Source organism: Promicromonospora sp. NPDC023987 (genome assembly GCF_040639055.1).
Taxonomy (GTDB): domain Bacteria; phylum Actinomycetota; class Actinomycetes; order Actinomycetales; family Cellulomonadaceae; genus Promicromonospora.
The window spans coordinates 1-9609 of sequence record NZ_JBEZZF010000112.1 but is presented as its reverse complement, the minus strand read 5'-3'; the positions used below and the strand labels follow the sequence as shown (position 1 = coordinate 9609).

The 9609-nt window shown below is 71.4% G+C and carries 7 protein-coding genes and 1 tRNA gene; 3 read left to right on the top strand and 5 right to left on the bottom strand.

What is annotated here, in order from left to right:
* Positions 1 to 97: 97 nt before the first annotated feature.
* Positions 98 to 1753 carry an ABC transporter substrate-binding protein gene (locus tag AB0F40_RS26430; RefSeq protein ID WP_357475054.1) on the bottom strand — a complete coding sequence of 552 codons (1656 nt, stop codon included), beginning with the start codon at positions 1751 to 1753 and terminating at the stop codon, positions 98 to 100.
* Between the two features lie 226 nt (positions 1754 to 1979).
* Here AB0F40_RS26430 and AB0F40_RS26425 point away from each other — a divergent pair, with 226 nt between their 5' ends.
* Positions 1980 to 2780 carry a class I SAM-dependent methyltransferase gene (locus AB0F40_RS26425; RefSeq protein ID WP_357475050.1) on the top strand — a complete coding sequence of 267 codons (801 nt, stop codon included), beginning with the start codon at positions 1980 to 1982 and terminating at the stop codon, positions 2778 to 2780.
* A 19-nt stretch (positions 2781 to 2799) separates the two neighbouring features.
* Here AB0F40_RS26425 and polA read toward each other — a convergent pair whose 3' ends face one another.
* Positions 2800 to 5529 (bottom strand): DNA polymerase I, encoded by a 2730-nt coding sequence (gene polA / locus AB0F40_RS26420; protein ID WP_357475061.1) that lies wholly within the window; start codon positions 5527 to 5529, stop codon positions 2800 to 2802.
* Positions 5530 to 5593: 64 nt separating this feature from the next.
* On the opposite strand from polA, the gene AB0F40_RS26415 reads away from it, so the two are divergent.
* A complete protein-coding gene (locus tag AB0F40_RS26415) occupies positions 5594 to 5977 on the top strand; it encodes a hotdog fold thioesterase (RefSeq protein WP_357475058.1) in 384 nt (127 codons plus the stop codon).
* A gap of 199 nt (positions 5978 to 6176) precedes the next feature.
* Here the strand turns inward: AB0F40_RS26415 and AB0F40_RS26410 are convergent, their stop codons facing one another.
* Together AB0F40_RS26410 and AB0F40_RS26405 are read right to left on the bottom strand one after the other, a co-directional pair.
* Complete coding sequence (locus AB0F40_RS26410; protein ID WP_357475046.1) at positions 6177 to 6833, bottom strand: GNAT family N-acetyltransferase; 657 nt, start codon at positions 6831 to 6833, stop codon at positions 6177 to 6179.
* A 126-nt stretch (positions 6834 to 6959) separates the two neighbouring features.
* Entirely contained in the window at positions 6960 to 7568 is a 609-nt protein-coding gene (locus AB0F40_RS26405) for a response regulator (protein WP_233257301.1), read from the bottom strand.
* A 136-nt stretch (positions 7569 to 7704) separates the two neighbouring features.
* Here AB0F40_RS26405 and AB0F40_RS26400 point away from each other — a divergent pair.
* A tRNA-Leu gene (locus AB0F40_RS26400) sits at positions 7705 to 7788 on the top strand.
* 9 nt (positions 7789 to 7797) lie between these two features.
* Here the strand turns inward: AB0F40_RS26400 and AB0F40_RS26395 are convergent.
* Positions 7798 to 9477, bottom strand: a complete 1680-nt coding sequence (locus tag AB0F40_RS26395; RefSeq protein ID WP_357475043.1) for a RyR domain-containing protein — start codon at positions 9475 to 9477, stop codon at positions 7798 to 7800.
* Between the last annotated feature and the right edge of the window lie 132 nt (positions 9478 to 9609).

Here is a 9609-nt window from a genome sequence, read left to right as displayed (position 1 = left end):
CAGGCGGCACGGGGGGGGGGCGGCGCCCCCCCCCCCCCCCCGACCTGAGGCATTTCACCCTAGGACTTGGAGTCCCCAGGTAGTTCGGAAGGGAACCTTACTCGCCCCCGCCGAGGGTGATGACGTTGTACACCTCGTCCTGCACCGGGGAGATCGGGTAGCCCTCGACGTCGGGTGCGACGACGAGCGACGGCACCGGGCTGGCCAGCGGCACGCCCGGCAGCGCCTCCATGATCACCTCGTTGGCGTTCATGTAGGCCGCCTCCTGCTCCTCGAGGGGAGCGTTGCGGGCGTCCTTGATCGCCTGGAACACCTCCGGGTCGTCGAAGCCCCACTCGAGGGACGGCGCGCCGAAGAAGGTGCCGATGAAGTTGTAGGTGTCGTTGTAGTCACCCGTCCAGCCCAGGAGGTGCAGGCCGTGCTTCTCGCCGCCCTGGATGGTGTCGATGTAGGTCGGGCTCCACGGCTCGGGCGTCGCCTTGCTCGTGATCCCCACCTCTTCGAGGTCCGCGGAGATCGCCTCGAAGATCGCGGCGGCGTCCGGCATGTACGGGCGGGAGACCTCGGTCGGGTAGTTGAACTCGATCTCGAGGTTCTCCTGGCCGGCCTCCTTGAGGAGCGCCTTGGCCTTCTCCGGGTCGTACTCGTACTTCTGCACGTCCTCGCTGAACCCGGTGACGATCTCCGGCACGAACTGCGTGGCGGGCTCGGTGCCCTCCGGCAGCGCTGCCTGGACCAGGCCCTCCTTGTCGATCGCGTGCGCGATCGCCTGGCGGACCTTGATGTCGTCCAGCGGCTCCTGCGCCTGGTTCATGCCCAGGTACAGGATGTTGAACGCGTCGCGGTCGAGGATCGTGTAGTCGGCCTCCTTGAGCGCGTCGACGTCGGCGGGCGCGACCAGGTCGTAGCCGTCGATGTCACCGGCCTCGAGCGCCTGACGGCGCGCGGTGCCGTCGGCGATCACCGTGAACACGATGGTCTTGACGTCGGCGATCTCGCCCCAGTAGCTGTCGTTGGCGGTGAGGGTCACGCTCTCGCCGCTCTTCCACTCCTTGAAGGCGTAGGGCCCGGTGCCGACCGGGTGCTCCTTGCCGTACTCGGTGAGCTTGGGAGCGTCGGACGTGCCCTCCACCTCGTCCGCCCCGAACTCCTCCAGCGCCGTGGGCGACTGCATGGCGAACGACGGCAGCGAGAGCGCCGGGACCAGCTCAGGGATCGGCTCCTTGAGCGTGACGACGGCGGTCGCGTCGTCGGACGCCGAGCAGGACTCGTACAGGCTGTCCTCGCCCGTGCCGCCGAAGACGACCTTGTAGTAGTACGAGAGGTTCTCGTGCGCGGCGAGACCGGTCCAGTCGTGCCAGCGGTCGAAGTTGAAGCACACGGCCTCGGCGTTGAAGTCCGTGTCGTCGTGGAACTTCACGTCCTCCTTGAGGTGGAACGTGTACTCCAGACCGTCCTCGCTGATGTCCCAGCTCTCCGCGAGCAGCGGAGCGGGGTCCGCGGTGCCCGGCTCGACGCCGACAAGGCCCTCGAAGATCTGGCGGGCGACCCGGAACGTCTCGCCGTCGCTGGCGAACGCGGGGTCGAGCGAGCTGGGCTCCGCCGATCCGGCGAACACGAACGTGCCGTCACCGCCACTGCCCCCGCCCTCACCTTCGGCGTCCCGCTCGCTGGCGACACAACCGCTCAGAGCCACTGCGAACGCAGTCACCAGGGTGACGCCGCCCGCAAGGCGCGTAGCGCGTCGACGCATGGCACTCTCCTTCCTCGAGCGCACCGGCGAGCCCGGGTTCGGACACGACGACGCGCAGACGTTTGCGCCTGACCTTAGGAGCGTTCTCGTTGCCTGCGTATTTCGCTTCCCTGACCGGAATCCAATCGTGACCCTTTCGTTATCGCCACGGCTGTGGTATTTCGCGACGACTCATAGACGAGGTCACACGGAGCCATAGGGAGTGCGCAGGCGCGATGATTGCCCCGTGAGCAACGACGAGCCGGTCTCCTTCGGTTACCGCGACGTGGCCGACGACGGCCGCGCCGCCCGGACCTGGTGGGACGCCAACGCCGACGAGTACCTCGACGAGCACCGTGACTTCCTCGGTGACGCCGGGTTCCGCTGGGGCCCCGAGGGTCTGACCGAGGCGGAGGCCGGCTTGCTCGGCGAGATCGCCGGACGCGACGTGCTGGAGGTCGGCGCCGGGGCCGCGCACTGCTCGCGCTGGCTCGCAGCACGCGGGGCGCGGGCTGTCGCCACCGACTACTCGGCCGGGATGCTGGCAGGGGCGGACCGCCTCGACGCCGCCACGGGGGTCGTCGTGCCGCGCGTCCAGGCGGACGCGCGGGCGCTGCCGTTCGGGGACGGCTCGTTCGACGTCGTGTTCACGTCGTTCGGCGCCCTCCCCTTCGTGCCCGACGCCGGCACGGTGCACCGCGAGGCCGCCCGCGTGCTGCGCCCCGGCGGGCGCTGGGTGTTCTCCGTGACCCACCCGCTGCGGTGGGCCTTCCCCGACGACCCGACCCGGCGGGGCCTGACGGCGTCCCGCTCGTACTTCGACCGCCGCCCCTACGTGGAGACGGACGCCGCCGGTCGGGTCCGGTACGCGGAGTACCACCGCACCGTCGGCGACCACGTGCGCGACCTCGCGGCAGCGGGGCTGCGCCTGGTCGACCTGGTCGAACCCGAGTGGCCGGAGTGGAACGACCAGGTCTGGGGCGGCTGGGGACCGGAACGCGGCCGCTACCTGCCGGGTACGGCGGTCTTCGTGACCACCAAGGGCTGAGGTCTGCTCCGCCGAGGGACTAGTGGCCCGCCTCGTGCCAGGTCGACCCCGTGCCCACCGAGACGTCCAGCGGCACGTTGAGCACGAACGCCGCACCCATCTGGCTGCGCAGGACGTCCTCCGCCGCGTCCCGCTCCCCCGGCGCCACCTCGATCACGAGCTCGTCGTGCACCTGCAGCAGCAGGCGTGAGCTGAGGCCGCGGGTGTCGAGCTCGTGCTGCACCTTGAGCATGGCGAGCTTGATGATGTCGGCGGCGCTGCCCTGGATGGGCGCGTTGAGCGCCATGCGCTCCGCCATCTGCCGGCGCTGCCGGTTGTCGCTCGTCAGGTCGGGCAGGTAACGCCGCCGGCCGAGGATGGTGGCGGTGTAGCCGGTGGCGCGCGCCTCCTCGACCACGCCCGAGAGGTAGTCGCGCACGCCACCGAACCGCTCGAAGTAGTCGTCCATGAGGTTCTGCGCCTCACCCGTCGCGATGTTGAGCTGCTGCGACAGGCCGAACGCGCTCAGCCCGTAGGCGAGGCCGTACGACATCGCCTTGATCTTGGACCGCATCTCGGGCGTCACGTCGGCGGGTGCCACCTCGAACACGCGTGAGCCCACGTACCGGTGGAGGTCCTCCCCCGAGTTGAACGCCGCGATCAGACCCACGTCACCCGACAGGTGCGCCATGATCCGCATCTCGATCTGGCTGTAGTCCGCGGTCAGCAGCGACTCGTAGCCGGCGCCGACCCGGAACGCCCGCCGGATCTGCCGGCCCGCCTCCGTGCGGATCGGGATGTTCTGCAGGTTCGGGTCGGTCGAGCTCAGGCGGCCCGTCGCGGCGATCGTCTGCTGGAACGTCGTATGGATGCGGCCGTCGGGCGCGACGGACCTGAGCAGCCCTTCGACGGTGGTACGCAGGCGGGACACGTCGCGGTGTGCCAGCAGGTGCGCGAGGAACGGGTGCTCCGTCTTGACGAACAGGTCCTGCAGGCTCGCCGCGTCGGTGGTGTAGCCGGTCTTGATCTTCTTGGTCTTGGGCATCGCCAGCTGGTCGAACAGCACCTCCTGCAGCTGCTTGGGGCTCCCGAGGTTCACCTCACGGCCGATCACGGCGTACGCCTCGGCGGCGGCGTCCGCGACACCCTGCGCGAACTGCTTCTCCAGCCCGGTCAGGTACTCCGTGTCGGCGGCGATGCCGATGCGCTCCATCCGCGCCAGCACGCCCGACAACGGCAGCTCGACGTCGTCCAGCAGGTGGGTCGCGCCGCGGTCGCCGAGCTCGCCCTCCAGGGCCGTCGCCAGCTCGGCGACGCCGTGGGCACGCACCGCCTCGGCCTGCCCCTCTGCCTCGCCCTCGAGCGAGAGGTCGAGGGCACCCTGCGCGCCCTCGGGTGCCGCGACCTTGAGCTCGCGGCCGAGGTGCCGCACCGCGAGGTCGCCCAGGTCGTAGCCGCGCTGGTCGGGGTAGCAGAGGTAGGCGGCCAGCTGGGTGTCGAACGTGACGCCCTCGAGGTCCATGCCGCGCGCGGCGAGCATGTGGGCGGCCGCCTTCGCCCCGTGCAGGATCTTGGGCGTCTTCGTGTCCGCCAGCCAGGCCCCGAGCGCCTTCTCGTCGTCGGGCCCGAGCTGCGTGAGGTCGAGGTAGGCAGCCTCACCACCCGGTTCCGCCACGGCGACCGCCCAGGCGTCGCCGCCGCCCGCGACCGCCTTGCCCGCCACCTCGACGCCCACGTGCTCCGAGCGGGCGACGAGCCAGGCGCCGAGGGCGCCCGGTGCGACGTCGGCCAGGTCGAGCTCGATCCCCGCGGCCACGGGGACCTCCTCCGCGGCGGCGCCCGATGGGTCCACCGCGAGGAGGCGGTCGCGCAGCTGGCCGAACTGCAGGGTGTCCGAGACCAGGTGCACGGCCTCCCGGTCGAAGCCCGCAAGGGCGAGGTCCGCCACGCCGAGCGGCAGCTCCACGTCGGTCAGCAGGGCGTTCAGCTCCCGGTTGATCCGCACCTGCTCGATGTGCGCGCGCAGGCTCTCCCCGGCCTTGCCCTTGACGTCGTCGGCGGCGTCCAGCAGGGCGGCGAGGCCCCCGTGCGCGGTGATCCACTTGGCGGCGGTCTTGGGCCCGACACCGGGTACGCCCGGCAGGTTGTCGCTGGTCTCACCCACGAGCGCGGCGAGGTCCGGGTACCGCTCCGGCGGCACGCCGTACTTGGTCTCGACCGCCGCCGGGTCCATGCGGGCCAGCTCGGACACGCCCTTCTTCGGGTACAGGACCGTGACGTCGCCGTTCACCAGCTGGAGCGTGTCGCGGTCACCCGAGCACACCAGCACCTCCATGCCAGCTGCCTTGGCCTGCGTCGCCAGGGTCGCCAGGATGTCGTCCGCCTCGATGCCGGCCAGCTCGATCGAGGAGATGTGCAGCGTGTCCAGCACCTCCTTGATGAGCGGGACCTGCCCCTTGAACGCGTCCGGCGTGGCGAGCCGCGTGCCCTTGTACTCCGGGAACCGCTCGGTACGGAAGGTGACCCGGCCCGCGTCGAACGCCACGGCCAGGTGCGTGGGCTGCTCGTCCCTGAGCAGGTTCGTCAGCATCGACGTGAAGCCGTAGACGGCGTTGGTGATCTGTCCTGAGCTGGTCGCGAGGGTGTCGGGCAGCGCGTAGAACGCCCGATAGGCCATCGAGTGGCCATCGATCAGCAGGAGACGGGGGCGGCCTGACGCAGGCTTGCCCGGAGTACGGCTTGGCACGGTGGAGGTCACGCCTGACAACATAGCCCGCATGACTGACACGAGCGCTTCCGCGACGCCCTCAGGTGCCGAGATCGACTGGAAGGCGATGTACGGCGGTGCCGACACGACCGGCACGCTCTTCGAGCGGATGGAGATGGAGCTGCTGGAGCTCGCACCGGACCGTGCGGTCGGGCGGATCCCGGTCAAGGGGAACACCCAGCCGGCGGGCCTGCTGCACGGCGGTGCGTCGGTGGTGCTCGCCGAGACGCTCGGCTCGCTCGCCGCGCAGGCGCACGCGGGCCCGGACAAGAAGACCGTCGGTATCGAGGTGAGCGCCACCCATCACCGCGGGGCTCGCGAGGGCTATGTCACAGGTACAGCGACCGCGATCCACCTGGGTCGCACGACGGCGTCGTACGAGATAGCCATCACGGACGACGCGGGCAAGCGGGTGTGCACGGCACGCCTCACCTGCATGATCCTCGGCTGAGCGCAGAGTGCAGCGCAGGGTGAGGGCCGAGGAACGAGGCACTCGCCCGAAGCGGAACGGCGCGCTCAGCCGACAACGAGGAACCGCCTGAGCGCAGAGTGCAGCGCAGGGTGAGGGCCGAGGAACGAGGCACTCGCCCGAAGCGGAACGGCGCGCTCAGCCGACAACGAGCAGAGAGCTGACAGGCACAGAGCCCGGCTCAGCCGGCCTTCGCCGGGCGGCGGCGGGACGGCGCGCCGCCGCCCACCGGGCGCATGTCGATGGGCCCGGACTCCATGACCGAGCGGGCGCGACGGCGTCGGGCGATGAGGTCCTCGAGGCCTCCGCGTGCCGACCGGCGACCCGCGGGCGCGCCGTCGCGCGCCGCCTCCGCCGCGATGCGGCGCTGGAGCGCGGCGACCGACGCCACGCGGTGCCCCGCGGCCGGGGCGAACCCGAGCCGGGCGAGGAAGCGCTGGACCCCGCGGTTGCCGGGTACCGGCGCGGAGTAGATGTCGTGACACTCGTGCTGGGCCGCGAGCTCGGTGGCCGCACGCAGCAGCGCGTGCCCGACACCGTGGCGCCGCGCCCGCGGTGCGACGAACAGCATGTCCAGGTACAGGCTCGCGTGCTGCGCGAACAGATAGGCCGCCACGACCCGGCCGAGGACGACGCCGACGACCTGCCCGTCCAGCTTCGCGACCAGCACGTGGCCGCCCGCCGCGAGGAGGACGCTGAGGTGCTCCAGCAGCCGGTCGGTCTCCTGGGCCCCGAGCTGGGCCCCGGTGGGTGAGTCGTCCCGCGCTTCTGCGGCCAGCGCAGCGACGGCGGGCAGGTCGTCCTCGCCCGCGAGATAGGTCTCGGGCACAGTGCGCACGCTCGTCTCCTCCCGGGGTTCCTGAGGCCAGGACGTCATGTCCGGCTCCGCGGAGACACTAGTCCTGCCCGACCCCGCAGAAAACCGGCTCACCCCTTTTTCACCCGCTCTAGGGCACCGTTGAGGTCAGGCGCCGACCTGCTCGATGACGGCGTCCGCGACCTCGCGCATGGTGAGGCGGCGGTCCATCGACGTCTTCTGGATCCAGCGGAACGACTCCGGCTCCGACAGGCCCATCTTGGTCATCAGGAGGCCCTTGGCGCGGTCGACGCGCTTGCGGGTCTCGAAGCGTTCGGTGAGGTCAGCGACCTCGGCCTCCAGCGCGCCGATCTGCGAGTAGCGCGAGATCGCGATCTCGACGGCGGGCAGGAGGTCGGCCGGGGTGAAGGGCTTCACCACGTACGCCATGGCACCGGCGTCGCGGGCCCGCTCGACGAGCTCCGTCTGCGAGAACGCCGTGAGCAACACCACAGGGGCCGCGTGGGCCTTGCCGATGCGCTCGGCGGCGGAGATGCCGTCCAGCTCGGGCATCTTGACGTCCATCACGACGACGTCGGGCTTCAGCTCGATCGCCAGGTTCACGGCGGTCTCGCCGTCGCCGGCCTCGCCCACCACGTCGAACCCCGCCTCGCGCAGGGTCTCGACGACGTCCATGCGGATAAGGGCCTCGTCCTCGGCCACGACGGCACGGCGGGACGGGTTGGCGGGAGCTGCCTCCGGCTCGGCGTCGATCATCGGGGGCAGGTCCAGGGAAAGCTTCTCGGTGTTCTCGTCGGTCACGGAGAACATCCTACGTCGCGGACACCCGGGCTTGGGCCTGGACCAGGGGTATGGTTCGATGTCCGCCGGGACACATTTTATGTCCCGGCAGGCCGGGTTGGCGGAACAGGCAGACGCGGCGCTCTCAAAAAGCGCTGCCCGCGAGGGCGTGTGGGTTCAAGTCCCACACCCGGCACACAGCAGCTCAGGCGTCGACGGCGGCCTCCAGGACCCGTCCCTCCTCGTATCGCACGACCTCCAGCCCGAACTCCGCGAGGATCTCGGGCAGGAGCCGCACCACGTCCCGGTCCTTCTCCCGGTTCGCCTCGGGCAGCTCGGACCACGGCATGCCGATCATCGGGTGCACGCGGGCAGTGTCGTCCCGCACCGGGCCGCTGCGCCAGCCCTGCGCCACTCGTACCGACTCCCACAGCTCGTGCTCCGCCTCGGCGAGCTTGTCCAGCTCTGCGCCCTCGAACACGACCTCGGCGGCCCCGTCGCGCGGCGCGATCGTCGCGCCCATCCGGGCCAGCCGCTCGGGCAGCCCGACGACCCACCCCCGGTTGGACGCCCGCAGGTCCTCAGGGAGGTCCTCCCAGCGCACCATGGCGGGGACCTCGCCCCAGCCGACACCGCGCTCGAGCTGGTTGCGCAGGTAGACGTGGTGCACGGACCGCGCGATCCGCTCGTACATGTCGGCGTGCGCGCGGGCCTCCGCGCGCTCGACGTCGGCGAGCAGGTCCCGCATGGTCACGGTGCGCAGCCGACCGTCCAGGTTGTCGAGCACCCGGGACGCCTCCGTGCCGAAGGCGCTCGTGAGCCCCGCCAGGCCGTCGAGCAGGAGCACCAGGGACCCCGGCCCGCCGTGCCACAGCTTCGTGGCCGTGAGGGCCACGCGCAGGGACGTGCCGTCCGAGGCGTGGCAGACGTAGACGACGTCGGGCACCCCGGGAACGCCGGCACCGAGCGCCGCCGCGGCGCGCAGCTCGATCTTCTCCGCCACGGGCGACCACCGGGCACGCAGCGCGCCGGCGACCGCCTCGGCGTCGTCCGCGATCAGGTCGACCGTCAGACGGGCCCCGTCGCCCGCGAGCTCCCACTCGCGGGCCAGCCCCACGACGAGGGCCTTGGCGAACTCGCCCGAACCGACCACCGCCACGCGGGTCCGCGCGACTGGTCTGCCCGGGCCGTCCACCATGCGCCGGACCTCGCGCGCGGCGAGCGCCTGCGCGGCGATCACGTCGAGCGTGAAGAAGTCGACGCCCGGTTCGGCGCAGCTCAGGTGCCTGGCCTGGAGCGCTACGCCGAGCTCGGGGTCGCTCACGTGGGCGTACAGCCGGTCGGGTCCGCTGCCTGCGCGGCGCACCGCGTTCTCCGCCTCTGCCACGGTCAGCACGTTGGCGGTGGCCTCTGCCGTGTCGTCGCCGCACGCGTACAGGACTGTCGCACCGGTGAGGCCGACACCGCCCAGGCCGGCGGCGTCCGGGGTACGCAGCACCCGGTGACCTGCGGCCTCCAGGGCTGCGGTGACGGTGTCCGCGGCGTCGGTCTCCCCCACGACTATCGCGTGGCCGCGCGCACGCCGGTCCTTGAACCGGCGGATCTCTCCGGTGAACAGGGCGCGCGCCGCCTCGAACAGGGCATAGACGGCAGTGGCCGGCGCGAGGAACCGGGCCACCTGGAGCTGCCAGGAGAGGGGCCCGCCGCCGCTGGCCGGGTCGGCGCCCATCACGAAGAGCTGGAGGTCGTGGTAGACGACGTCGTACCAGGTACGGCCGGGCTGATGGCTGGTGTCGAGCGCGAGGCCCCACCACCCGAGGCCGAGCGAGACGATGACGAGGGCGGCGAAGCCGAGCCGGGACCAGGGGAAGGAGGTGCGGGTCACGTCCGGAACAATAGCGACATCTCCCCCGCGCAGTCGCCGAAGTAGAACTGTGGCGAGATAGAACTGGGGCCGGGGTGCTGATCAGCACTCCGGCGATCACCTGCGGGGCGCCGCCCGCGGGGATCGCGGCGA